21 protein-coding genes and 1 tRNA gene are annotated in these 23,604 nt (G+C 67.6%); 13 read left to right on the top strand and 9 right to left on the bottom strand.

The features are described 5' to 3' along the window. The first annotated feature begins 51 nt into the window (after positions 1-51). From ACE11G_RS13080 to ACE11G_RS13060, 5 genes are all read left to right on the top strand, one after another. Positions 52-1,071, top strand: coding sequence for an iron-siderophore ABC transporter substrate-binding protein (locus tag ACE11G_RS13080; protein WP_039867848.1), 1,020 nt, complete (start codon positions 52-54; stop codon positions 1,069-1,071). 62 nt (positions 1,072-1,133) lie between these two features. Next, entirely contained in the window at positions 1,134-2,117 is a 984-nt protein-coding gene (locus ACE11G_RS13075) for an iron ABC transporter permease (RefSeq protein ID WP_231650041.1), read from the top strand. Beyond that, positions 2,114-3,157 carry an iron chelate uptake ABC transporter family permease subunit gene (locus ACE11G_RS13070; protein WP_006897540.1) on the top strand — a complete coding sequence of 348 codons (1,044 nt, stop codon included), beginning with the start codon at positions 2,114-2,116 and terminating at the stop codon, positions 3,155-3,157. The genes ACE11G_RS13075 and ACE11G_RS13070 overlap by 4 nt, the downstream gene beginning before the upstream one ends. Positions 3,158-3,180: 23 nt before the next feature. Then, positions 3,181-4,155, top strand: a complete 975-nt coding sequence (locus tag ACE11G_RS13065; protein WP_375002480.1) for a siderophore-interacting protein — start codon at positions 3,181-3,183, stop codon at positions 4,153-4,155. Between the two features lie 90 nt (positions 4,156-4,245). Further along, a complete protein-coding gene (locus tag ACE11G_RS13060) occupies positions 4,246-5,652 on the top strand; it encodes a class II fumarate hydratase (protein WP_006897538.1) in 1,407 nt (468 codons plus the stop codon). Positions 5,653-5,684: 32 nt separating this feature from the next. On the opposite strand, the gene ACE11G_RS13055 is transcribed toward ACE11G_RS13060, so the two are convergent. The 4 genes from ACE11G_RS13055 to ACE11G_RS13040 all read right to left on the bottom strand — a co-directional run bounded on the left by ACE11G_RS13055 (position 5,685) and on the right by ACE11G_RS13040 (position 9,810). Continuing rightward, on the bottom strand, positions 5,685-7,385 hold the full coding sequence (locus ACE11G_RS13055; RefSeq protein WP_006897537.1) for a fumarate hydratase: 1,701 nt from the start codon (positions 7,383-7,385) through the stop codon (positions 5,685-5,687). 100 nt (positions 7,386-7,485) lie between these two features. Then, on the bottom strand, positions 7,486-8,337 hold the full coding sequence (locus ACE11G_RS13050; protein WP_006897536.1) for a patatin-like phospholipase family protein: 852 nt from the start codon (positions 8,335-8,337) through the stop codon (positions 7,486-7,488). A gap of 54 nt (positions 8,338-8,391) precedes the next feature. Next, positions 8,392-8,922, bottom strand: a complete 531-nt coding sequence (locus ACE11G_RS13045; protein WP_006897535.1) for a DinB family protein — start codon at positions 8,920-8,922, stop codon at positions 8,392-8,394. Between the two features lie 96 nt (positions 8,923-9,018). After that, positions 9,019-9,810, bottom strand: a complete 792-nt coding sequence (locus ACE11G_RS13040; protein WP_346075898.1) for a hypothetical protein — start codon at positions 9,808-9,810, stop codon at positions 9,019-9,021. Positions 9,811-9,912: 102 nt separating this feature from the next. Between ACE11G_RS13040 and ACE11G_RS13035 the strand changes: the two genes are divergently transcribed. Further along, a complete protein-coding gene (locus ACE11G_RS13035; protein WP_375002476.1) occupies positions 9,913-11,181 on the top strand; it encodes a competence/damage-inducible protein A in 1,269 nt (422 codons plus the stop codon). A gap of 33 nt (positions 11,182-11,214) precedes the next feature. On the opposite strand, the gene ACE11G_RS13030 is transcribed toward ACE11G_RS13035, so the two are convergent. Both ACE11G_RS13030 and ACE11G_RS13025 read right to left on the bottom strand, forming a co-directional pair. Next, positions 11,215-11,817, bottom strand: a complete 603-nt coding sequence (locus tag ACE11G_RS13030; RefSeq protein WP_222111288.1) for a DUF998 domain-containing protein — start codon at positions 11,815-11,817, stop codon at positions 11,215-11,217. A gap of 43 nt (positions 11,818-11,860) precedes the next feature. Continuing rightward, positions 11,861-13,459, bottom strand: a complete 1,599-nt coding sequence (locus ACE11G_RS13025) for an FUSC family protein (RefSeq protein ID WP_222111287.1) — start codon at positions 13,457-13,459, stop codon at positions 11,861-11,863. A gap of 44 nt (positions 13,460-13,503) precedes the next feature. Between ACE11G_RS13025 and ACE11G_RS13020 the strand changes: the two genes are divergently transcribed. Further along, entirely contained in the window at positions 13,504-14,568 is a 1,065-nt protein-coding gene (locus ACE11G_RS13020; RefSeq protein ID WP_375002474.1) for a lactonase family protein, read from the top strand. Between the two features lie 144 nt (positions 14,569-14,712). Here the strand turns inward: ACE11G_RS13020 and ACE11G_RS13015 are convergent. Beyond that, positions 14,713-14,785 (bottom strand) — tRNA-Leu (locus ACE11G_RS13015). Between ACE11G_RS13015 and ACE11G_RS13010 the strand changes: the two genes are divergently transcribed. The 4 genes from ACE11G_RS13010 to ACE11G_RS12995 all read left to right on the top strand — a co-directional run bounded on the left by ACE11G_RS13010 (position 14,778) and on the right by ACE11G_RS12995 (position 18,300). Next, positions 14,778-15,590 carry a TetR/AcrR family transcriptional regulator gene (locus ACE11G_RS13010; protein WP_375002472.1) on the top strand — a complete coding sequence of 271 codons (813 nt, stop codon included), beginning with the start codon at positions 14,778-14,780 and terminating at the stop codon, positions 15,588-15,590. The two genes, ACE11G_RS13015 and ACE11G_RS13010, sit on opposite strands and share 8 nt — an antisense overlap. 2 nt (positions 15,591-15,592) lie before the next feature. Next, a complete protein-coding gene (locus ACE11G_RS13005; protein ID WP_062367159.1) occupies positions 15,593-16,447 on the top strand; it encodes a 3-hydroxyacyl-CoA dehydrogenase in 855 nt (284 codons plus the stop codon). A gap of 206 nt (positions 16,448-16,653) precedes the next feature. Continuing rightward, positions 16,654-17,595, top strand: coding sequence for an MFS transporter (locus tag ACE11G_RS13000; protein ID WP_375002470.1), 942 nt, complete (start codon positions 16,654-16,656; stop codon positions 17,593-17,595). Between the two features lie 69 nt (positions 17,596-17,664). Then, the gene (locus ACE11G_RS12995) at positions 17,665-18,300 is read left to right on the top strand and encodes a DsbA family oxidoreductase (protein WP_006898066.1); all 636 of its coding nucleotides are present in this window, start codon (positions 17,665-17,667) and stop codon (positions 18,298-18,300) included. 64 nt (positions 18,301-18,364) lie between these two features. On the opposite strand, the gene ACE11G_RS12990 is transcribed toward ACE11G_RS12995, so the two are convergent. After that, complete coding sequence (locus ACE11G_RS12990) at positions 18,365-19,489, bottom strand: hypothetical protein (protein WP_006898065.1); 1,125 nt, start codon at positions 19,487-19,489, stop codon at positions 18,365-18,367. After that, positions 19,489-20,610, bottom strand: coding sequence for a phosphotransferase family protein (locus ACE11G_RS12985; RefSeq protein WP_375002467.1), 1,122 nt, complete (start codon positions 20,608-20,610; stop codon positions 19,489-19,491). Before ACE11G_RS12985 ends, ACE11G_RS12990 begins: the two co-directional genes overlap by 1 nt. A gap of 127 nt (positions 20,611-20,737) precedes the next feature. On the opposite strand from ACE11G_RS12985, the gene ACE11G_RS12980 reads away from it, so the two are divergent. Then, a complete protein-coding gene (locus tag ACE11G_RS12980) occupies positions 20,738-22,951 on the top strand; it encodes an MMPL family transporter (RefSeq protein WP_006898063.1) in 2,214 nt (737 codons plus the stop codon). Positions 22,952-22,960: 9 nt separating this feature from the next. Continuing rightward, the gene (locus tag ACE11G_RS12975; protein WP_006898062.1) at positions 22,961-23,584 is read left to right on the top strand and encodes a TetR/AcrR family transcriptional regulator; all 624 of its coding nucleotides are present in this window, start codon (positions 22,961-22,963) and stop codon (positions 23,582-23,584) included. Positions 23,585-23,604: the final 20 nt, after the last annotated feature.

Genomic DNA, 23,604 nt, shown 5'->3' with positions numbered 1-23,604 from the left:
AGCCTATCCAAGTATAGGCTGACCTAATTCGACAATTCGGAAGTGCTGCTGATGTCACCTCGCCGACTGCTCGGCCTCGTTCTCGCGACCGCCCTCACCGTCTCGCTGGCGGCCTGTTCTTCCTCCGGCGACGGGGCGGGATCATCGGGTGCCGGGGGCGCAGGATTCCCGGTGACGGTGGAGCACGTGTACGGAACCACGACCATCGAGAGCAAGCCGGAGCGTGTGGCGACCGTCGCGTGGGCCAATCACGAGGTGCCGTTGGCGCTGGGCGTGGTCCCGGTAGGCATGAGCAAGGCGGCGTGGGGCGACGATAACGGCAACGGTGTGCTGCCGTGGGTGGAGGACGAACTCAAGCGACTCGGTGCACCGACGCCGGAATTGTTCGACGAAACCGACGGCATCGACTACGAGGCGGTCGCCGACACGCGGCCCGACGTCATCCTCGCCTCGTACTCGGGGCTCTCGAAGGAGGAGTACGACAAGCTCTCGAAGATCGCACCCGTGGTGGCCTACCCGAAGACCGCGTGGGGCACGTCCTGGCAGGACATGGTCCGCATGAACTCCAAAGCGATCGGGCTCCAAGCAGAGGGGGATCGGTTGATCGAGAAGCTCACCGGTCAGGTGATCGGCTCCCTCGACAAGCATCCCGAGCTCAAGGGGCGCAAGGTGATGTTCGCGTACCTCGACCCGACCGATCTGAGCAAGATCGGCTTCTACACGACGCACGACACTCGGCAGGGCTTCCTCGACAGCGTCGGAATGGCGCCGCCGGCGGAGGTGGCCGCGAAGAGCGCGGGGACCGACGAGTTCTACGTCGAGGAGAGTGCCGAGCAGGCCGAACGGTTCCGTGACGTCGATTTGGTCGTGACTTACGGCGACGACTCCACGGTCGCGCGGCTGAAGGCCGACCCGCTGCTGTCGAAGATCCCCGCGATCGCTGCCGGGCACGTCGCGATCTTGAAGGACGCGACCCCGCTGGCCGCCATGGCGAATCCGTCGCCGCTGTCGATCCCGTGGGGCATCGACGACTACTTCTCCACTCTGGCCGCGGGACTGACCGACAAGTGACCGCGGTCGCGCCCACCCGACGGGACACTGTCCCGGACCGATCGGCGGCTCGCGGCGTCGGGGTGCGAATCGGGAGTCTGATCGCGGGCGCGCTCCTCCTCGTCATCCTGTTCGGTGTCTCGGTGGCCTTCGGTGTACGCGCGGTGAGTCCAGCAGAGATCTGGGGCGCGCTCACCGGCGGATCGGACGGCATCGCCGAAGCCGCGGTGCTCAAACGGATTCCGCGCACCGTATTGGCGATGCTGGTCGGCGCGGCCCTCGCTCTCTCGGGCGCGGGTATGCAGGCCGTGACTCGCAATCCGGTGGCCGATCCCGGCATCCTCGGGATCTCCACGGGCGCCTCGCTCGCCGTCGTCACCGGCATCGTGGCCTTCGGGATGTCCGACCCCTACTGGTACATCGCCGTGGCGATCGCGGGAGCGTTCGCCACCGCGGTCTTCGTCTACGCGGTCGGTTCCATGGGCTTCGGCGGTGCGACGCCGCTGAAGCTCGCCCTCTCCGGCGCGGCCACCGCCGCCGCGCTGACCTGCCTCATCAGCGCAGTCCTGCTCCCTCGCGTCGACGTGATGCAGAAGTTCCAGCACTGGCAGGTCGGCGGCGTCGGAGGCGCGGACTGGCACCGCATCGGTGTGGTCGCGCCCTTCCTCGCGGCGGGGGCGATCGTGATGCTCGGATGCGCTCGCGGGATGAATTCTCTGTCACTCGGCGACGATGTCGCGACAGCGTTGGGGGAGAACGTGTTCCGCACTCGTCTGGTGACCGGGATCGCGGCGGTCGTGCTCGCGGGTGCGGCCACCGCCATCGCCGGTCCGATCGCATTCGTCGGCCTGCTCGTGCCTCACGCATGCCGCGCGTCAATCGGCGCCGACCACCGATGGCTGTTGCCCTTCTCCGCACTCGCCGGCGCCGGGCTGCTGGTGCTGTCGGACGTCGTCGGCCGGCTCGTGGCCCGACCGAGCGAGGTGGACGTCGGCGTGGTGACGGCGCTCATCGGAGCGCCCGTGTTCATCTGGATAGTTCGTCGTCAGCGGGTGCGTGCGCTGTGACCGCCGCGACGGAATCTCCCGCCTTCGACCTCTTCGCCGGCCGTCGTGCACGGGTTCGGCGCGCCCGGCTCGTGACCGGGGTGTTGGCTCTTACTGTGATCGGGCTGTTGTTCGTCAGTCTGATGGTCGGCAAGACCTTCTATCCGCTCGGCGACGTCCTGCGCGTGCTGAGCGGGCAGACGGTTCCGGGCGCCTCGTTCACCGTCGGCGAGCTGCGACTTCCCCGAGCGGCGACGGCGTTGCTCACCGGCGCCGCCTTCGGTCTGGCCGGGGTGACTTTTCAGTCTCTGCTGCGCAATCCGCTCGCCTCGCCCGACATCATCGGGATCTCCTGGGGTGCGTCGGCGTCGGCGGTCGGCGCGATCGTGGTCTTCGGACTCACCGGACCGGCGGTGTCGGTGGCCGCGCTGGTCGGTGCACTGCTCACCGTGGGGGCGGTGTACGGGTTGTCGATCGCCGGAGGGTTCGCCGGAACACGCCTGATCCTCATCGGCATCGGCGTGGCGGCGATGCTCAGCAGCCTCGTCTCGTACGTGCTGGCCAAGGCATCGCAGTGGGATGTGGCGGCCGCGTTGCAGTGGCTCACCGGAAGCCTCGCCGACGCCTCCTGGCCGCAACTGGTGCCGCTGGCCGCCGCGATGGCGGTGCTGCTGCCGGCACTCGTCGTCAACTCGCGGAACCTGGCGGTGCTCACCCTGGGTGACGATTCCGCCGCAGGTCTCGGCACGCGCGTCGATGCCGCGCGTCTGGTCTTCATCCTCGGAGCCGTGCTGCTGTTGGCATTCGCAACCGCGGCGGCCGGTCCGATCTCCTTCGTCGCGTTCATGTCCGGTCCCATCGCGGTCCGGCTCGTCGGTCCGGGTTCCTCACCGCTGATCCCGTCGGCGCTGGTGGGGTCCACCCTGGTACTGGCGGGCGACCTGGTTGGCCAATACGCGCTCGGCCACCGCTATCCGGTCGGTGTCGTGACCGGTGTCCTCGGTGCGCCCTTCCTCATCTATCTGCTCATCCGTGTCAACCGCGCCGGCTCGTCGATGTAGCCGACCGCACCGATTGGAGATCCATGCCTGTCACCGAGACCACCCCGCTGCCGCCGCTGTGCGTCACGCGTGCCGCCGTCGGCGCCGTGCAGCGGCTGTCGCCGAACTTCGTCCGTATCACGTTCACCGGGGCCGGCCTCACCGGTTTCGGCAATCCCGGCGCCACATTCGACCAGCGGATGAAGCTGATCTTCCCTCCGGTCGCCGGTGAGCTCCCGGAGTTGTCCGACTCCGACACCTGGTATCAGGACTGGCTGGCGATTCCCGAGGACCGGAGGGGAGCGATGCGCACGTACTCGATCCGTGACCTCCGGATCGACGACGGTGGCGCGACGGAGTTCGACGTCGACTTCGTCCTGCACTTGGCGCCCGACAAGACCGGACCGGCCTCGTCGTGGGCGGCAGCGGCGGCGGTGGGAGACGAGTTGCTGATCGTGGGACCGCGCCGCGGGCGACTCGACGGCGGCGGAGTGGAGTACATGCCGGGCGCGGCCGAACGTGTGCTGCTGGCCGGCGATGAGACGGCCGCGCCCGCGATCGCCCGCATTCTTGAGGACGCGCCCGCTGATCTGGCGGGAGCGGCCTACATCGAGATCCCCGAGCCCGACGACGCGCTGCCGATCGATGCGCCCGAGGGCGTCGCGGTGCACTGGCTCCCGCGCGAGGGAGCGGGACAGGGAGTGCGGCTGCATGCGGCTGTCCTGGGTCATCTGGGTGAGTCCGCGGGCGACCTGGACGGTGCCGTCGACGCACCCGACGCGGACGCGCTGGTCTGGGAGACGCCGACCTTCTCCGGACTCGGTGAGGAGATCCATGCCGGTTCGGGCACTGACGGGACGGGTCGTGACGGGAGGGCGGCGCAGGCGTACTACTGGATCGCGGGCGAGAGTCGCGTCGTCACCACGCTGCGGCGCAGACTGGTCAAAGACCTGGGGATTCCGCGCGCGCAGGTCGCCTTCATGGGGTACTGGCGCGAGGGAGTGGCGATGAAGGGATGACGGGCGGGACCGCTCGGTCCGCCCGCGGATGGTCGGACAGACGGAACAGACCAGCGGAACATCGGTCGAGACGGAGAGGTTGAACAGAACATGGCTGAAGACACTGGTGAGTACCGAATCGAACACGACACGATGGGCGAGGTGAAGGTCCCGGCCGATGCGCTGTGGCGTGCGCAGACGCAGCGGGCCGTCGAGAACTTCCCGATCAGCTTCCGCCCGCTGGAACGCACTCAGATCCGTGCGCTCGGACTGTTGAAGGCGGCGACCGCGCAGGTCAACCGTGATCTCGGGCTGCTCGACGAGGCCAAGGCCGATGCGATCATCGCAGCGGCGCGGGAGATCGCCGACGGCCTGCACGACGACCAGTTCCCGATCGACGTCTTTCAGACGGGGTCGGGGACGTCGTCGAACATGAACGCCAACGAGGTGATCGCGTCGATCGCGGCGGCCGGCGGCGTGACCGTGCATCCGAACGACGACGTGAACATGTCGCAGAGTTCCAACGACACCTTCCCGACCGCCACGCACGTGGCGGCCACCGAGGCCGTCGTCCGCACCCTCATTCCGGCGCTGGAGCATCTGCGGGGCGCCCTCGCCGAGAAGTCGGACCAGTGGCGGTCGGTGGTCAAGTCGGGCCGCACACACCTGATGGACGCGGTCCCGGTGACGCTCGGCCAGGAGTTCGGCGGATATGCGCGGCAGGTCGAAGCCGGCGTCGAACGCCTCCGATCGACGTTGCCTCGCGTGGGTGAACTCCCGATCGGCGGCACCGCCGTCGGGACCGGGCTCAACGCGCCCGACCGGTTCGGATCGCTCGTGGTGGCCGAACTCGTCCGACTGACGGGTGTCGAGGATCTGCGCCTCGCGCGCGACAACTTCGAGGCTCAAGCCGCACGCGACGGGCTGGTGGAACTGTCGGGACAGCTGAAGACGATCGCCGTGTCGTTGACCAAGATCGCCAACGACGTCCGCTGGATGGGGTCGGGGCCGCTCACGGGGCTCGGCGAGATCGCGCTGCCCGACCTCCAGCCGGGGAGTTCGATCATGCCGGGCAAGGTGAACCCGGTGCTTCCCGAAGCCGTCACACAGGTGGCGGCGCAGGTGATCGGCAACGACGCCGCCGTCACCTGGGGCGGCGGCAATGGCGCCTTCGAGTTGAACGTCTACATCCCGATGATGGCGCGCAATGTCCTCGAATCGGTGACTCTGCTCGCCAACGTCTCCCGACTGTTCGCCGACCGGTGCATCAGCGGGCTGGTGGCACATGAGGACCGCCTGCGGACGCTCGCCGAATCGTCACCGTCGATCGTCACCCCGCTCAACTCCGCGATCGGGTACGAGGAGGCCGCCGCCGTCGCCAAGGAGGCGCTACGCGAAGGAAAGACGATCCGGCAGACGGTGATCGATCGCGGGCTCCTCGGCGACCGGCTGTCGGAGGAGGAGCTCGATCGGCGGCTCGACGTCCTCAAGATGGCGAACCTGGAGCGGGAACGGTAGACGTTCCCCGCTCCCGGCGTCACCTGGGCGACCTACCGCTCCTTCGAGCGGATGCGCACACCGCTCAGCGGCACGCTGACCGTGCCGCCCGGATCGGTGAAGAAGTCGTTGCCCTTGTCGTCGACGACGATGAAGGCGGGGAAGTTCTCGACCTCGATCTTCCACACGGCTTCCATGCCGAGCTCGGGATACTCGATGACCTCTTGACTCTTGATGCAGTCGAGCGCGAGACGAGCGGCGGGGCCGCCGATCGATCCGAGGTAGAAGCCGCCGTGCGTATCGCACGCGGTGGTGACCTGCTTGGACCGGTTGCCCTTGGCGAGCATCACCATCGACCCGCCGGCGGCCTGGAACTGCTCGACGTAGCTGTCCATCCGGCCGGCCGTGGTGGGACCGAACGATCCCGACGCCATGCCCTCCGGGGTCTTGGCCGGACCGGCGTAGTACACCGGGTGGTTCTTCAGGTACTCGGGCATCGGCTCGCCCGCGTCGAGTCGTTCCTTGATCTTGGCGTGCGCGATGTCGCGGGCCACCACCAGCGGACCGGTCAGCGACAGCCGTGTCTTGACCGGGTGCTTGGTGAGCTCGGCCAGGATCTGGTCCATCGGTTGGTTCAGATCGATCTCGACCACCTCGCCGCCCGCGATGTCCTCGGCGACGCCGGCGTCCGGCATGTACTGCGCGGGATCGGTCTCCAACTGCTCCAGAAAGACGCCGTCGGCGGTGATCTTGCCGAGAGCCTGACGGTCGGCGGAGCACGAGACGGCGATCGCGACGGGCAGCGACGCTCCGTGGCGCGGCAGCCGGATCACCCGGACGTCGTGGCAGAAGTACTTGCCGCCGAACTGCGCGCCGATCCCGAACGACTGGGTCAGCTTGAACACCTCCTCCTCGAGTTCCGGGTCGCGGAAGGCGTGCCCGGAGAGGTCGCCCTCGGTGGGCAGGGTGTCGAGGTAGTGCGCGGAGGCGTACTTCGCGGTCTTCAATGCGAACTCTGCGGAGGTGCCGCCGACGACCACCGCGAGGTGGTACGGCGGGCACGCCGCGGTGCCGAGCGAGCGGATCTTCTCATCGAGGTACTCCAGCAGCCGCTTGGGATTCAGGATCGCCTTGGTCTCCTGGAACAGGAACGACTTATTGGCGCTGCCGCCGCCCTTGGCCATGAAAAGGAACTTGTACTCCGGTCCCTTGGGCCCCTGCTCGGTCGCGTAGATCTCGACCTGAGCCGGGAGGTTGGTGCCGGTGTTGCGCTCCTCGTACATGGTGATCGGAGCGTTCTGCGAGTACCGCAGGTTCAGCTTGGTATACGCGTCGTAGACGCCGCGCGAGATCCACTCGCCGTCGTCGACGCCGGTCAGCACGCCTTCGGACTTCTTGCCCATCACGATGGCGGTGCCGGTGTCCTGGCACATCGGAAGCACGCCGCCGGCCGAGATGTTCACGTTCTTCAGCAGGTCGAGGGCCACGAAGCGATCGTTGCCCGAGGCCTCGGGATCGTCGATGATCTTCCGCAACTGCCGCAGGTGCGCCGGCCGCAGGTAGTGGCTGATGTCGTGCATCGCCTCGGCGGTCAGTCTCTGGAGCGCTTCGGGTGCCACCTTGAGGAAGGTCTGGCCGTCGACCTCGATGGTCGAGACGCCTTCGGTGGTGACGAGACGGTACGGGGTCTCGTCGGCACCGATCGGCAGCAGGTCGGAGTAGAGGAATTCGGGGGCTGAGGCTGATTCACTCACGACTGGCATCGTAGCCCGCGCGATGTGCGCGGCTGACCGCCGCCGGGGGTGAGGGCGCCGCCGGCGGGCCGGGCGACCGGTGTGCAGGCGCGAGGTCCGTTCAGTGCCAATGCATGTCGATGTGGTCCGCGGGAGACGCGCGGCGGCCGCCGTCGACCCGGAGAGCGTCGACGGCCGACTCGTAGCCGCGGACGATCAACTCGTCGCCGCGCGAGAAGTCCATCGGGCCGATGTCGAGTGGGCACGGCGGCGGCAGCACGATCAGCTCCGCGTCGCCGGTGTACTCCCGGATGTCCCGAATCAGCCGCTTGTGGATGAGAAGGGTCATCGTGTGGATCAGCGTTCCCGCCACACCCGTGGGAGGTTCGGTCAATGCGCACGGATACCCGCAGGGAAGGACGTAGACGGTGTCCGCCCGTGCGGAGAGCGCCTGCGAGATCGCGGTGTTGTCGGCGACGCCGCCGTCGATCAGCAGCCGGCCGTTCCACTCGACCGGCGGAAGCAGTCCTGGGATCGCGGTGCTGGCCAGGACTGCCTCGGCCACGGGGCCGTGATCGATGTTCACCTCGTCGCCGGTCAGCAGGTCGGTCGCGACCACTGTCAGCCGAATGGCCGCGTCGTCCATCTGCTCGAAGTCGAGATACCGGTCGGTCAGGTTGCGCAGTCCCTGGTCGCCGAAGAGCGCGGGCTGATGCCCGAGGAGACCGCTGACGATGTGCCGTGGACTGGGCGGGAACAGTTGCCACGTGTGCAAGCCGCGCCAGATGTCGCCGAGTTCGTCGACGACGCGTGGACCGAACCCTCGGCCCGCCACGTACGCCGCGTTCAACGCACCCACCGAGGTGCCGACCAGGAAATCGGGCTGCACCTCCCGTTCGGCGAGAGCGCGGAGCATACCGATCTGCATCGCCCCGAGGTTCGCGCCGCCGGACAGTACGAAACCCGTGGTCATCTCCCCACCTCCTCGACTCCACGATAGGTCGGGGCGGCACGGGAGTGGCTGCGATCACTCGCGCGCGGGAAGCCCGACGTCGGTGCGGTGGTGTTCGAGTTCGTGCAGGACGTACATCGCGAAGGTCTCCACCGTGAACACGGTGCCGTCTCCGCGCAGTCCCTCGCGCGACCAATCGTCCTCTCGCACGAGCCGGTACATCTCGGCGAAGCCCGCCACCGCCGCGGTGAGTTGGCTGCTCACCGCGTCGGGACTCTGCGACCCGTAGTCGGCTTCCACCGCCGCGGCGTCCTGATCCCAGTCGTCGAAGCAGACCGGCTGCGTCCGCAGCATCTCGTCGAGGCGTTCGGTCATCACGCTTCCGACGTCGCGGACGTGACAGGCGTACTCGAGCGCCGACCACGTGTGGTCGTCGGGCCGCACGCGCACGTCGGCACGAGCCAGAACGGTGTTCCATCCGGTGATCGACGCGGCGATCCGGTCGGCGACGTCCTCCCGCCGGACGGTGGCGGGATCGAATCCGCACGCGGGGCATCGCTGCCTCGTCACCCAGGTCCAATCCTTGCCGTCTGGCTCGAAAGTCATGAAATCAGACTAAGTCCACCGAGGCCGGAGAGGCGCGGCCTCCGACCTCCGTCCGCGTGGCGCCCGAGGCCGGCGGCTCGATCCGCGCTCACCGCGTCAGAGACCGTCGAGGATCTTCAGGCGCAGCCGATCGTGTTCCTCGCGCGAGATCCGCCCGCCGTCGAGCAGCCCGGCGAGTTCGTCGAGTCGCTGCGAAGTCGACCGGCCGTCGGCGGTCGCGGGTCGAGACGCCTCGTGCTCGGTGAGAATCGTCTGGATCTCGGAGCGGACCTCGGGATGGCTCCGGATGTCGAGCGTGGGGCCGAGTGCGACGCCGTGTCTGCTGAGTGCGTCGACGATCCGCAGCAGAGGTTCAGCCTGTCCCGTGAGGTCGTGGGTGCGACCGTCGTCCTCCGAGACGAACCGGGCCGGCACCGCACCCGTGTACAGCGCGGTGGCGTGCCAGTCGATCACGACCCGGCCGTCGGCGCCGACAGTCACGCCGACCAGCCCGCGGCCGAGCGAGCCCACCGAAGCGGTCGGTACCACGGTCTTGAGTTCGGTGGTGAACTCGTCGATCCGCGGCCCGCGGATCTCCAGTCGAAAGGCCATCACTCGGTGGCCGCCGATCTCGGTGGCGGTGTCGGCGACGTGCGCGATGGTGCCGATGCCGGGGACCCCGGGCTCGTCGAGCTCTTGGACCGGAGGATGCGACCTGTGGAGCTTGAGGGCGATGAAGGTCGCGATGACGACGACGTCGACCAGCCCGATGACGCCGACGATCAGCATCCACAGCGGCGGGCTCGGGACCACCAGGTAGACGATGATGAAGACAGGGAACACGATGCCGGCGAGGAGGGAGAAGCCGAGAACCCTCGCGAAGGTGCCCAGAAGAGTCGAACCGCGCATGTGCCAACCGTAAACGAGACGAACCGAGTCATCGCAACGGCGTGCTGGTCCGGGAAGCCGGGTTCATGGCCGGGTGTGCACTCGCGACGTAACCTCGTCTGTGTGAGCATTCGCGCAGGAATCGTCGTCACCGGCACCGAAGTCCTCAGCGGCCGAATCACCGACCGGAACGGTCCGTGGGTCTCGCAGCGACTCCTGGAGATCGGAGTCGACGTCGCGCACATCACCGTCTGCGGCGACCGCCCGCGCGATCTCGCCGCGCAACTCCGATTCCTCTCCGATGAGCGCGTCGATCTGATCGTCACCACCGGCGGGCTCGGACCCACCGCCGACGATCTCACCGTGGCCGCGGTCGCGGATTTCACCGGCCGCGACCTCGTCGCCGATCCGGTGATGCGACAGACCATCGAGTCGGTGATCCGCGGCTGGCGCAAGTACGACGACGTGCTCCCCGACGCAGTGGTGGCGGCGATCGACAAGCAGGCGCTGATCCCGGCGGGCGCGGAGGCGATTGCGCCTGTCGGCACCGCGCCGGGTGTGGCGGTGGCCGCCACCGACGACGTTCCGGCGATCCTTGTCCTGCCCGGCCCGCCGCACGAGGTGCACGGGATGTGGCCGGCAGCCCTCGCGACCTCCGCCGTCGAGGACGCGATCGCCGGGCGCGACTCGTACGACCAGCACACGATCCTCGCGTACGGGCTGTCGGAGGCGGACCTGGCGGTGTCGTTGCGACGCGCCGAGGGAGTGGTCGAAGGCTTCGACGAGCTCGAGATCACCACGTGCATGCGAGGCGGCGAACTCGAGATCGTCACCCGCTTCGAATCCAGTGCCGCGCAATCGTATCGGGATCTGGAAGAACTCATCCTGACCAGGCACGGCGACCGCGTGTTCTCGACCGACGGCGAGCCGATCAACGAGGTTCTCGCGCGGCTGCTCGGGTCACGCACCATCGGTACGGCCGAGTCGTGCACCGGCGGAATGGTGGCGGCGGCGCTCACCGACCGTGCGGGATCCTCGGCCTACATGCTCGGCGGCGTGGTCTCGTACGCGAACGACGTGAAGTCGGGCGTGCTCGGCGTCCCCGAAGACCTCATCGCCGAGCTCGGGGCGGTGAGCGAACCCGTCGCCGCCGCGATGGCCGAGGGCGCGAGGCGCGTCCTGCGCTCCGACATCGCCGTCTCCACCACCGGAATCGCCGGGCCCGGCGGAGAACGTCCCGGAAAGCCGGCCGGGACGGTGTGCTTCGGCCTGGCGATCGACGGTCGCCCGACCGTCACCGTCACGCGGAAGTTCCCAGGCGACCGCGGTGCGGTGCGGCGGCTCGCCACCTCCGCGGCGCTGCACATGGTGGCCGGCGCACTGCGCGAGTAGCGCCGACGAGACCCGCGGCCGGAACCGGCCCAGTCACGCACCCAACAGGGCGATCGCGACCAGAAGGTAGAACAGCGTGACGGCGACCAGGAAGACCCGCTCGGCCGTGCCGAAGAGTCTGCGGCGCAGGGGTGTGATGACCAACGCCGCGATCGCCGCGATCAGGGCGACGAGCGTGACGATGTGAAGGACCTGGCCGGCGACCGCCAGGCTGCCGCCGACCGCGTCGGTCATCCAGCGGGAGAAGTTCCCGGTGAGCGAGTACGCGATGGCGAACCAGGCGATCGCCAGGACGTAGTGGACGATGCCGATACGCGTGATCGTCTGGCCTTCGACGTCGGTCGGGACCAGCGGAAGCACAGTGAAGATCGCCGTGAGAATCAGCAGGAGGACGACCGTCAGACCGCGGTCGGGCCAGTCGGTCAGGCCCCACCACACCGCGCCTGCGAGAGTGAGCCAGCCCAGGGCGGTGGTCCAGGTCATCGCGGCGGAGAGTCGCTTGGTGGGACCGACGGCGTAATCGCTGACCGCGTGCTCGATCGCGTTGTAGGGGCTCGCAACCATGTGCAGCCCGGCGAACATGCCGAGGCGCGCAAGCCACAGAATCACCGAGATGACGGCCAGTACGGAACTCATCTCTGCATTCTTGCGCGTCGGAGCCGACGCCGCTCGCCGAATCTCAGACGGTCGGTTGCCACGACCGCGCGAGCGCGCGGTACCCGCGCTCGGACAACGCGTGTTCCGATGCGCGCAGATCGGCTAGCTGCGGATCGTCGTTGACCGCTCGTTCGACGACGGCGAGCTGCTGAGACAGCTCGTAGTGGAGAGCCACGCGCGCGCGATGGCCGTCGGGCTCGAAGGCCCGGCCGGCACGGTTGACGGCGTCGACGGCGTCGATGGCTCGGGCGGTTCGCCGCGACTGGGTCAGAGCGAGCTTCCTCGGGAACCGGTACGAGGTGAGCCAGGTGACGGCGAGCGCGGCGAGCGCGCCGACGATGGTGTCGAGGAAGCGGTCGGCGGACACGAGTTCGGCTCCGGCACCGGTGACCGACTCGACCATCACCAGTGCCATCGGCGTGATGAAGATGAGGGCGATCGCGTAGTTCAGCGCGAGCAGCGCGTACATGCCGGTCATGCACGCCAGAACGATCACGATCGACCACCACTCGTTCGGGTGCAGCAGCGAGAGCAGGTACGTCGCACCGACGCCGATCAGCGTCCCGACGGTGCGTTGACCGGCTCGCCGGATCGACGTCGCGCGGTGGGACCACTGGTTCAGGATGATGACGCCGGTGAGGATCGCCCAGTACGGGTGTCCGGCGCCGGTGCTGAGCGCTACCAGTCCGCCGAGGGCGGCGACGAAGCCCATTCGCCATGACGTGAACCACTCCACCGAGGTCCAGTGCAACGCGTGGGAGGCGAGGTACGCAGTGGCGGGCCTGCGTTCGACGAGCGCGGCGCGGGGGACGTCGTCGCGCGGCGTCGGGTCCTCCCCGAGACGGGTCAGCATCTGTGAGTACAACGCTGACTGCGCCTCGTACGGTGTGTCCGCGAGTTCGTGGTGCCGTGCGTTGCGGGTCGCCGGCCATGCTGATCGGAGAGTGACGAGGGCGCTGTCGCACGCCGCGAAGGCGGTGTTCCGGATCTGGCGGCGCATCTCGTCCGGGACGTCGTCGGGCAGACCGACGTACGCGGCCACCGCTGCCTTCGCTCGCGCCACCGCACGCTCCTCAGGCCCGTGCGGCTCGAACAGGAGGGGGACGGTGAGCAATGCCGCCGTGATGGTTCCGGCCAGTGCGGTGAGACCGACCAGACTCCAGCCGAGGTGCTGGTCGACACCGAAGAACGCGCCGACGATGCCCGCGTACATCGGCAGCACCGGTGACGGCCCCCGGCCGAGCATGAAGGTGTTGTACAGCATCGAGAAGACCACCACGATGAGTACCGCCGCCGGAACGAAGGCCCAGCGGTGCGGCGCGATCGCCACACCGAAGGACATGGATCCCACGATCAGCGCCGTGACCAGAAGGGTGTTGCGCACCCGGGGCCACAGCGGGCGATCGGTCTCCCAGAACGTGACGAAGGCGCCGAGCATCCCGAAGATGCCGAGTTCAGGGCCGAAGAGCGCACAGCAGATCAGGACTGTCGTCGCGGTGATCGCGGCCTTGACGAGTGCCGGCCGGATGGTGCCCGGGATGTGCTGCACCGCGAAGAGGCCCAGTAACCCGCGGGTCACGCGACGCAGTGCGGGGGAGCGTACGGGACCGTTCTCATTCACACCGTTCGACGTTAGTCGAACGCTCGAGCCGATGATGCGGCGGGATGGCCGATCCGCCCCCGTCGGGCGGCGTCTCCGGGTCGAAGCCGTACAACCTGTACACGCACGGCTTCCTGAGTTCGCCGACCGTGGGCTACCGGGTCACCGACCACGGGCCGGTGCGCAAGATCGGCGGCAACCCCGTCGCGGGAATGGGCTCGTGGCCGAAGACAGCGTCGCCCGACGGCAGGCATCTGCTCGTCGCATCCGGTGTGCCCGCGGTCCTGCGCAACTACGACATCGACAACGTCGGCCGACTGCACCTGCGGCAGGAGACGCCGCTACCGGACATTCCGGTCGGTCTCGAGTTCACTCCGGACAGTAAGAACTTCTATCTCACGATGGGCGTCGCCAACGCCACGATTCAGCCGTACCGCATGACGGACGACGGCTCGGCGCGGCCGTTGGGCCGGCGGGTTCCGGTGGGGCAGCCGCTCGACGGTCTCACGACGGTGATGGTGACGCCGAACACCCGCCATCTCATCGTCGGCAGCTACCTGCGCCACGAGTTGCTCCGCTTCGACATCAAGGCGGACCGCACCCTCACCCCGGTGCGGCAGCGCGTGCCGACGCAGTCGGGCCCGATCTTCCCGGTCATCACGCCCAATGGCCGGCACGTGTACATCATGAACGAGACCGGCAACAGCGTGTCCGGCTACAACATCCTGGGTGACGGGCGACTGGTGCCGACCGGGCAGGCTCCGATGCCGACGGGTCTGTTCCCGCATGTGGCCAGCGTGACTCCCGACGGCCGATTCATGTACGTCCCGAATCTGGCGTCGACGTTCATCAGCGTGTTCGCGATCAATTCGAACGGCACACTCCGCGCGCTGCCGAATGCGCAGACCGGCACCAGCCCGCTCGGGCCGATGCCCGAGTCCTCCACGCTCTCGCCGAGCGGCAAGGTGCTGTGGACACTCGGCCAGGACATGGCGCGCGGCAACGAGTGCATCATGCAGCGGTTCTTCGTGATGCCCAACGGCACGCTGCGCCACGACCGCTCCACCTATGTGCGAACTGGAACGCTGATCTCCGACGGAAAGATCATCACAATGGCCCCCGGCCGGTAGTCACCCCCGGCCGGTGACCACGGTCGCGGTGGACCGTGGACGCGACGTCGGCGCAGGCGACAGCCTGCGCCGACGTTGTCGTTCGGTCGGCCGGAGGTGTGCGTACTGATCTCCGCCACTGCGGATGTGACCGCGAATATGGGGTGCCCCCACCGGGATTCGAACCCGGACTGAGCGGATTTTAAGTCCGATGCCTCTGCCGTTGGGCTATGGGGGCGCGTGACAAGCATGCCAGGCCGCCGGAGGCCGGGTGTCTGCCGGTCTCCGCCGAACCGGTGGAACCGGACTTCAACCATGGCGCCTGCCGCAGAAACGGAGTACGCTCATTAATAAGCGTGATCGACGATTGCGGGAGGTGGCAGGTGGTCGAGAACGAGACGGCTGCCGGCGGGCGCCGCGACCGCAATATGCGTCAGAAGCGCGACCGCATCTTCCGCGCGGCAACGGAACTGTTCGCCGAGAAGGGATACGACGCCGTCACCACGCGCGAGATCTCCGAACGTGCCGACGTCGCCGCCGGGACCCTGTTCCGGTACGCGTCGTCGAAGGTCGAACTGCTGCTGATGGTCTACAACGAGCAGTTCCGTCGATCACTGGAGTCCGGCGTCGAACGTTCCGCCGAGTCGGACGACGTGGTCGACGCGCTGCTCGCGGTGGTCGCGCCCATACTCCGGAGCGCCGCCGTGCGGCCGGAGAACGCGGCCGCTTACCAGCGGGAGTTGGTCTTCGGAACCCGATCCGAACGATATCGAGCAGAGGGCGTCGGCCTGGTTCGACAGACCGAGGTGGCGCTGGCGGACGTGCTCGCCGCGGAGGCGCGCCGACGGGGCGTCGTCACATCCGCGGACGCGGTGCGCGCCGCCGGCCGCTCGGTCTTCGCCGCGGTCCACCTCGACGTCGCGCGCAGCGCCGCGACACTCGACGACCCCGAGTCCGACGCCCCCTCCGACCCCGCCGATCTGCGCAGACAACTCCGGCAGATCGTCGATGGATTCTTAGCCGATCACGATGAGAGGAACTGACAATGTCCGACATCAAGAAGGTAGTGGTACTGGGAACGGGCGTGCTGGGATCGCAGATCGCGTTCCAGTCGGCCTACAGCGGGTTCGAGGTCACCGCTTACGACATCGACGACGACGCCCTCGCCAAGGCGAAGGAGCGGTTCGCCGGACTGGTCGAGACTTACAAGAACGAGGTGCCGGGCGCCGCGGACGGGAAGGCCGAGGCCGCCCTGGCCGAGCTGGCGTACTCCTCGGATCTGGCAGAGGCCGTCGCCGACGCCGATCTGGTGATCGAAGCCGTTCCCGAGGTACTCGACCTCAAACGCGACATCTATCAGAAGCTGTCCGCCGTGGCGCCGGAGAAGACCATCTTCGCGACCAACTCGTCGACCTTGCTGCCCAGCGACATCGTGGGGTCCACCGACCGCCCGGACCGGTTCCTGGCATTGCACTTCGCCAACCGCGTGTGGCAGTTCAACACCGCCGAGGTGATGGGCACCGCACAGACCTCGCCGACTGTCTTCGACACGATCGTCGAGTTCGCGGGCGAGATCGGCATGGTGGCCATCCCCATCCACAAGGAGAAGGCCGGCTATGTGCTCAACTCACTGCTCGTTCCCTTCCTCAACGCGGCGCTCGAACTGGCTGCGGGCGACTACGCCGAACCCAAGGACGTCGACAACACCTGGCGGATCGCAACCGGAGCACCGATCGGGCCGTTCCAGATGTACGACGTGATCGGTCTCAACACGCCGTACAACATCATGGCCAACGGTGATGAGCACGCCCAGCAGCTGGCCGCCTGGCTCAAGGAGAACTACATCGACAAGGGCAAGCTGGGGATCGCGGCGGGCGAAGGCTTCTACAAGTACCGGTGACAGGTCCGCACCGGCTCGCGTCGCTTGCCACGGTGGCATCTGCTCTACCGTGAATGTGATCGGATGTGCGCGAGCCGGTGAGGGCGGTGGGCTGTTGTTCCCGCTGATGACGTCGATTCTGGTGGCGGCAGGCGGTGGTCGCGCGATGGGCCGGCTCGTGGCACTGGTGAGTCTGGCCGACCGCGCTCGGCCCGATTCTGGGTCCGGTGATCGGCGGCGTGATCCTGCACTGGCTCGACTGGCAGTGGCTCTTCGTGGTGAACGTCCCGGTCTGTCTGGTCGCGCTGGCGCTCTCGCACCGGATCCCGGACGACCGTGCGCCCGACTCCGACCGCGCCCGTCTCGACGTGATCGGCCTGTGCCTGCTCGCACCCGGTCTGGTCGGAGTGCTCCTCGGTCTCTCGAACACCCACCGCGGTGTGATGCGAACCGACGTCCTGCTCCCGATGCTCGCCGGTGTCGTGCTCCTGGCCGTCTTCGCGTTCCGCTCCGCTAATGCCACTGGAGCCACGCTCGTCGACGTGCGGGTGCTGGCCCGGCGCGCGGTGTCGGCGTCGTCGATCGGGCTGTTCTTCTTCAGCGTGGTCTCGTTCGGTGCGATGCTCGCGCTGCCGTTGTATCTGCAGAGCGAACGTGACGAGTCGGTGCTCATGGCCGCCCTCGTCCTCATTCCGCAGGGAGTGGGTGCCCTGATGTCTCGGTCCCTCGCCGGTGCACTGACCGATCGCATCGGGGCTCGCTGGATCGCTGTTGCGGGCTTCGGCATCGTCGCCGTGGCCACCGTCCCGTTCGCGCTCGCGGACGCCTCGACGAATCTGGTGTGGCTGATGGTCGCGCTCTTCGTTCGCGGTCTGGGGCTGGGAACACTGCTGAGTCCGCTGATGGCGGCGGGCTTCGTGGGGGCCGACGGTTCGGAACGCAACGACATCAGTGTCGTCACGCGGTCGTTCCAGCAGGTCGGCGGCTCATTCGGGACGGCGGTGATCGCCGTCGTCCTGACCGCCGGCGCCACCATGACCATCGGGTTCCGCTACTCGTTCTGGTGGGCCACCGGCCTGGCGGTCGCGGGCGGTGTGCTGGCGCTGCTGCTCCCGGGCCGAGCCTCGGTGCCGGCGCCCACTGTCCGGCACGAAGGTGTCCGGGCCTGAGGCACGAAGGAACATCGACGCCGGCGCTGGTGTTGGACCGAGACGACATCAATTCTTGGAGGCGCGCTCATGCAGGTCGAGATCTGGACCGACGTCAACTGTCCCTTCTGCTATCTGGGAAAGAAGCGATTCAACGACGCGTTGGCCGAGTTCGACCACGCCGAGCAGGTGCAGGTGGTGCACCGCTCGTTCGAACTGGACCCGACGGTGCCCGCGGGAACCTCGGGCGACGTAGTGCAGCATCTGGCGGAGAAGTACGGGCGCACCCTGGAGCAGGCCGCGGAAGGCGAGCGACGGCTCGGCGACGCGGCGCAGGAGGCCGGGCTGGAGTACGTCACCGACGGGCGCGACTACGGCAACTCCTTCGATATGCACCGGCTCCTTCACTGGGCGAAGGAACTGGATCGGCAGGAGGCGATGCTGGACGCGCTGTACCTGGCCAATTTCGCGGAGAGCGAGCCGTTGTTCGGCGACACCGAGCGCCTCGTCCGGGTCGCAGTCGGTGCCGGTTTCGACGAGACGAGTGTGCGAGAGGTTCTCTCCGACGAGCACCGATACGCAGACCTGGTCCGCGCCGACGAACGGCAGGCGCAGGAGTTCGGCGTCAACGGAGTGCCGTTCTACGTCTTCGACCGCAAGTACGCGGTGTCCGGGGCGCAGCCGGCGGAATTGTTCACCCAAGTCCTCAACAGGGCATGGGACTGAGAATCTTGTCGAGTTGTGTACCCGTGGGGTGCACAACTCGACAAGATCTGGTCTGTGCCGTCGCCTACGGCGCCACATCCGTGTAGTCGGTGAATCCGTACTGATCGTGCGGACCGATGACGGAGAACTCGAACAAGCCCTCGCCCCGCACGGTGCGATCCCCCTCCGACAGTTCGAAGGTCGCGAGATGGTCGGCAGGACAGAATAGCTTCATGGTCGCGTCGAGTGCGGAGACCTTCAGGTGCAGCGACTCCACCTTCTCCTCGCCCTGCCACATGCCGTGCCGCCAGTCCTGTTCCAGTCCGTAGCCCGTGCCGAATCCGATGAAGTTCGCCAGCCGTGGCGCGCAGCGCACCACGATCTCCTCGCCGCCGGGGCGGATGAACCGCAGGATGGCCGACGCCGGCTCGCGCCCGCCCGAGACGAACGTGACGTCGTGCTCCACGCGGCCGAGCCATTCCGGCTCGCGCGCCGGATCGTTCCAGATCCGTCGCGCATCGCCCATGACCCGCTCGCCGGTGCGCAGTTCCTGCACGATCACCGTGACCGCGTAATCGTCGAACCGCATCACCGAGTAGATCCAGAAGAACGACGCGGCATCGGTCTCGGCGGCGCGTCGCCCCGGCGGCTCCGCTTCGCCGACCGGGCGCACACCCCACGACCGGTCGCGGTTGCCGCGCCAGGTGTGCGGCTCCACCGCGAAATGAGTGCCGTCCACTGTCATCGATCCGGTCCATCGGCCGGTCTGGACGAATCGCATGGTGTCGAAGGTGACGCGTTCGAGCTGTCGCTGAAAGTGGCGCGGCTCCAGAGCAGCAGGAGAGTCGGCGTCGAAGACGAGATCGAAGGAGAGGTCTCCGTGACCCGGCGCGAGTCGCACGTGCAGCTTCTGCAGACCGTCCACCACCTCGACGAGGAAGGGGCCCACGCGCAGGTCGTTGCGGTTGGCGCCCAGCGCCCGTGATCCTCGCACCACGATGTGCTCGTCGCGATACCGCACCACGGCGAAACAATCGGTGACGCCGAGATTGGGATACACGCCGAGTCCGACGATCAGCCACGGGTCGTCGGGATCGCCGTGATGGCAGTTGAAGTAGTAGCGATCGTAGAAGTTGCGGTCGGAGGTGCCGACGTGACGGATCACCTCGGCGACCTGGTGAATCGGGTAGTCGTCCATCTCCGAGAGCATCATTTCACCTGTTCCCAGTAGGTACCGGCCAGCATCGCTTCGAGCGTCGCCCGGTGCATGATCAGTTCGTCGGGATCAGCGGGTTCGGCTGCTTGACCGAAATGGATCGCGCGACATTGGATTCGGAACATCACCACCGCGTGGATCAGGGCCGCGTACGTGGTGTAGAAGTCCAGATCGGCGGGTGCGTGTCCGGTCTGCCGCCGGTATTCGGCGGCGACGTCCTCGCGTCGCAGGAAGTCGGGCAGTCCCTCGATTCCCGCCATCTCCGCGAGGTCCTGAAAGAAGCGGTGGAGAAAGATCATCCACCCGATGTCGAGTTCCCTCGGGCCGAGGGCGGCCATCTCCCAGTCGAGAACGGCCACCGGTTCGAAATCGCGGTACATGATGTTGCCGATGCGGGCGTCTCCCCAGGTGAGCACGTTCTCGGCCGGCTCCGGCCTGTTCTGCTCGACCCAGGCGAAGGCGCGTTCGATGAGTGGCGACCCCGCCCGGCCTGCGTTGGCCCAGCGGTAGAAGTCGCGAAGGCGCCGGATGTGTGCGGCGAGCGGAGACTCGCCGGCGGCGGGCTGCGCGATGAACACGTCCGGCACCGGTACGCGGTGGATCTCGGCGAGGACTCGGACCGTCGCACACATCATCGACGATCGCTGTTCGGGCGTGGCCTCGGTGACCCAGGAGCCGAAGTTGTACGGCATGACATCCGGCGGCACCTGTCCGTCCACGCGGTCCATCACGAAGAACGGTGCGCCCAGCGCCGCCGATCCCGTCTCCGACCACCAGAGCCGGGGCAGCGGAATGTCGGAATGAGTGCGGACGTGATCAATGAGCCGGTACTGCCCGTCGAGGTCGTAGGAGGGGAAGACCGGATCGCTCTCGGCTTGCGGCGCCACGCGGATCACCAGGGACCGCTCCTGACCTCCCCACGACGCTTCGGCGAGGAGCGTCTCGCTCGACATCCCGTTCGACTCCGGCACCGTCACGGCCGTGACACGTGCATCGGGACCCTCCTGCCGACGCAACCAGTGACCGAGTCGTTCGCGGAGCCAGTCCGGATCGCGCCGGGATTCGCTCGGTCGTGCCACCTGCGCGCTGCCTTCGTGATCGATCGCATCCGCCATATGTCGATTGAAACACGTTCTATTTCAAACGTGTGGTGAATCACTCGGCGGCAGCCGGGGCTTCCTCGAATGGACGCCCAGTTGCTAACTTAACGCTGATAAGTGATCGCGATCAGGGGACTCGGAGATGCTCACTGGATTGACACGACGTGTGGTCGGCGCGCCCAGACTGGTACTGGGAGTAGCGGTGGTGCTGCTCGCGCTGTGCGGCTTCTACGGGCTCGGTGCCGCGGACAAGATGCTCGCCGGCGGATACGACGACCCGCATGCGGAGTCGTCCCAGGCCCGCGACGTCCTCGATCGGGAGTTCCATCGGGGTGGTGCCGACGTGGTGGTGAAGATCGACGGGCCCGCGGGTACCGATATGGCGACGAGCGGCGCGGCCGCGGAGGTCGGCCGGAAGATCGTCGGTGAGCTCGAGGCGGCGGGCTACGTACAGAAGCCCATCCTCTCGATCTGGTCGAATCCGGGGCTGGCCGGAGAACTCCTCAGCAGGGACAAGACCTCCACGCAGATCATCGCGGGCCTCGACGGCGGTGACGAACTGGCTCCGAAGCACGCGGCCGAACTGTCCGATCGGCTCACCGGGAAAATCGACGGCTTCGAGGTGAAGGTCGGCGGCCAGGGGTTGATGTACAGCCAGGTGAATCAGCAGACGTCGAAGGATCTCGCGGTGGCGGAGGCCATCGCGATCCCGATCAGCTTCCTGCTCCTGATCGTGGTGTTCGGCGGGGCGGTGGCCGCGGCACTGCCGATCCTGGTCGGCGTGGCGGCGATCGCCGGAACGATGGCGTTACTGCGGGTCATTGCTGGATTCGCCGACGTGTCGATCTTCGCGCTCAACCTCACCACCGCGATGGGGCTGGCGCTGGCGATCGACTACACCCTATTGATCGTCACCCGATACCGCGAGGAGGTCGATCGCGGGTTGGGCCGTCGCGACGCCGTGCTCCGCACGATGGACACCGCCGGGCGCACGGTCTTCTTCTCCGGCATCACGGTCGGACTGTCGCTCGCGGCGCTGGCGATCTTCCCGATGTACTTCCTCCGTTCGTTCGCCTATGCGGGCGTCGGTGTGGTGGTCGTGGCGGTGGCCGCGGCCCTGATCATCACGCCCGCACTGTTGGTGGTTCTCGACGATCGTGTCGACGCGCTCGACGTCCGGGCGTGGATCCGGCGGCGGCGCGGCCGTCCCGAGCCGGAACCGAAGCCGATCGAGCAGACGGGCTGGTACCGCATGGCGACGGTGGTGCTGCGACGCGCCGTCCCCGTCGCGATCATCGTTCCCGCAGTGCTGCTGCTCCTCGGAGCACCCTTCCTCGGCATCAAGTTCGGCTTCCCCGACGACCGCGTGCTGCCGTCGACGGCCACCGCACACTCGGTGCAGCAGGAGATCCGGGACGAGTACGACCAGGACTCGGGCGGCACGGCGACCGTGGTGGTCGAGGGGGCGGTCTCCGACCACGCGATGTCGGACTACGCGGCGGCACTGTCGAGAGTCACCGGGGTCGGCGCCGTCACCGCTCCGGTCGGCGTATTCCTGGAAGGACGTCAGGTGGCGCCCGGCGACCCCTCGGCCAGGTCGGGCGAGTACTCGGTGGTGACGGCGTCGAGCGACGTCGATCCGCTGAGCGAGGCAGGGCAGGATCGGGTGTCGGCGCTGCGCGCGGTCCCGGCCCCGCAGGGTTCAGTGGTCCAGGTGACCGGCCTCGCCGCACTCAACCACGATGTGGTCGCGGCGTTGCTCACCTATCTGCCGTGGGTGCTCGGTGTGATCGCCGTGCTCACGTATGTCCTGCTGTTCCTGTTCAGCGGGAGCGTGGTGCTACCGCTCAAGGCCGTCGTCCTGAACGTGCTGTCGCTGTCGGCCACGTTCGGCGCGATGGTCTGGATCTTCCAGGACGGTCACCTCGGGGGCCTCGGCACCACGTCGACAGGCTACCTGGTGGCGACGATGCCCGTGCTGATGTTCTGCATCGCCTTCGGGCTCTCGATGGACTACGAGGTGTTCCTGCTCGGCAGAATCAGGGAGGAGTGGCTCAAATCCGATCGGACCAGAGCAGCCAACGACCACGCCGTCGCCGTCGGCATCGCCCGAACCGGGCGCGTGGTCACGGCAGCTGCCCTGCTGATGAGCATCGTCTTCGCCGGGATCGCCGCGTCGGAGGTGTCGTTCATGAGAATGTTCGGAGTCGGTCTCACCATCGCAGTGTTGATGGACGCGTCGTTCATCCGCATGCTTCTGGTTCCCGCGTTCATGCGGATCATGGGAGTGGGAAACTGGTGGGCGCCGGCACCGCTTCGTGCGCTGCACGACCGGTTCGGATTCAAGGAGGAGTGAACTGCGGTCATGAACGATCATGTGTCGCCCCGTCCGCGCTCACCGCGAGGATCGGGCGATCAGCTCGCCGAGGAGATCATCTCGGCCACCACCGACCTGCTCATCGAGTCGGGCAGTGAGGAGAAGGTGTCCATCCGGGCGGTCGCGGGCCGTGTCGGGGTGACGCCTCCGTCGATCTACTTGCACTTCGAGGACAAGGAAGCGCTGCTCGACGCCGTATGCGCCCGATTCTTCGAGCAGTTCGACGAGGTGATGATGCGGGCGTCGGAGGGGATCGACGACCTCTTCGACCGCGGCTTGGCGCAGGGGCTGGCCTACGTCCGGTTCGCCATCGACAGTGCCGTGATGTACCGCATCACCTTCGCCCGCGTCACCCCGCCGGGGGAGCCGACGCTCACCGACGAGGTCTTGCTCTCGTCGGCGTTCGTGCACTTCTCCGACACCGTCGAAGAGATGATGGACCAGGGACTGATTCCACGTGCGGACACCGTGCAGACGGTCCTCACGCTCTGGGCCACTGCGCACGGTCTCGCATCGCTGATGATCGCCAAGCCGGGCCTGCCGTGGGGTGAGGGATACGAGCTGGCGGAGTCGGCGCTGCGCGCCGTGTGCAACGGCCTCGGTCAAGAATAGGTAAAGTCGGAACCGAATCG

Origin of the sequence: Gordonia sp. PS3 (assembly GCF_041950545.1) — a bacterium.
In the GTDB taxonomy this organism is placed as follows: domain Bacteria; phylum Actinomycetota; class Actinomycetes; order Mycobacteriales; family Mycobacteriaceae; genus Gordonia; species Gordonia sihwensis.
The sequence above is the reverse complement of the archived record's forward strand: the minus strand, read 5'-3'. Positions and strand labels throughout refer to the sequence as shown.

Bases quoted from the DNA above. Each gene is read 5' to 3' on its own strand.
- ACE11G_RS13080 (WP_039867848.1), top strand. From the start codon at position 52: ATGTCACCTCGCCGACTGCTCGGCCTCGTTCTCGCGACCGCCCTCACC.
- ACE11G_RS13005 (WP_062367159.1), top strand. From the start codon at position 15,593: ATGTCCGACATCAAGAAGGTAGTGGTACTGGGAACGGGCGTGCTGGGA.
- ACE11G_RS13040 (WP_346075898.1), bottom strand. From the start codon at position 9,810: ATGCGCGGTTCGACTCTTCTGGGCACCTTCGCGAGGGTTCTCGGCTTC.
- ACE11G_RS12995 (WP_006898066.1), top strand. From the start codon at position 17,665: ATGCAGGTCGAGATCTGGACCGACGTCAACTGTCCCTTCTGCTATCTG.
- ACE11G_RS12980 (WP_006898063.1), top strand. From the start codon at position 20,738: ATGCTCACTGGATTGACACGACGTGTGGTCGGCGCGCCCAGACTGGTA.
- ACE11G_RS13050 (WP_006897536.1), bottom strand. From the start codon at position 8,337: ATGACCACGGGTTTCGTACTGTCCGGCGGCGCGAACCTCGGGGCGATG.
- ACE11G_RS13020 (WP_375002474.1), top strand. From the start codon at position 13,504: ATGGCCGATCCGCCCCCGTCGGGCGGCGTCTCCGGGTCGAAGCCGTAC.
- ACE11G_RS13065 (WP_375002480.1), top strand. From the start codon at position 3,181: ATGCCTGTCACCGAGACCACCCCGCTGCCGCCGCTGTGCGTCACGCGT.
- ACE11G_RS13010 (WP_375002472.1), top strand. From the start codon at position 14,778: ATGGGGGCGCGTGACAAGCATGCCAGGCCGCCGGAGGCCGGGTGTCTG.
- ACE11G_RS12985 (WP_375002467.1), bottom strand. From the start codon at position 20,610: ATGGCGGATGCGATCGATCACGAAGGCAGCGCGCAGGTGGCACGACCG.
- ACE11G_RS12975 (WP_006898062.1), top strand. From the start codon at position 22,961: ATGAACGATCATGTGTCGCCCCGTCCGCGCTCACCGCGAGGATCGGGC.
- ACE11G_RS13045 (WP_006897535.1), bottom strand. From the start codon at position 8,922: ATGACTTTCGAGCCAGACGGCAAGGATTGGACCTGGGTGACGAGGCAG.
- ACE11G_RS12990 (WP_006898065.1), bottom strand. From the start codon at position 19,489: ATGCTCTCGGAGATGGACGACTACCCGATTCACCAGGTCGCCGAGGTG.
- ACE11G_RS13030 (WP_222111288.1), bottom strand. From the start codon at position 11,817: ATGAGTTCCGTACTGGCCGTCATCTCGGTGATTCTGTGGCTTGCGCGC.
- ACE11G_RS13060 (WP_006897538.1), top strand. From the start codon at position 4,246: ATGGCTGAAGACACTGGTGAGTACCGAATCGAACACGACACGATGGGC.